Origin of the sequence: Pseudoalteromonas sp. P1-7a, assembly GCF_001401855.1 — a bacterium.
Taxonomy (GTDB): domain Bacteria; phylum Pseudomonadota; class Gammaproteobacteria; order Enterobacterales; family Alteromonadaceae; genus Pseudoalteromonas.
On the sequence record NZ_LKDU01000176.1, the window covers coordinates 1 to 214 of the forward strand.

The following is a 214-nucleotide window of genomic DNA, read 5'->3' on the forward strand; positions in this document are numbered from 1 at the left end:
AAACCGTGACGGTGATCATCAGTGATGGCACAAACCAAGTTGAAACCACGGCACTTGTACAAAACGGCGAATACGTTACCGACCCGATTAACGCAAGCGCATTAAATGACGGCACGCTCACCGCTACAGCAAGCGTGTCAGATTTAGCGGGTAACCCTGTTACAGCTGAGGATACAGTTGAACTTGATAACACCGCAGCGATCACAACCAGCAT

Annotated in this window: 1 protein-coding gene; it reads left to right on the forward strand. The window is 49.5% G+C overall.

Features of this window, described 5'->3' with window-relative positions; translation table 11 throughout:
* The coding region (locus AN389_RS20500) for a hypothetical protein (protein ID WP_160318656.1) at positions 1–214 on the forward strand (214 nt) is incomplete at both ends.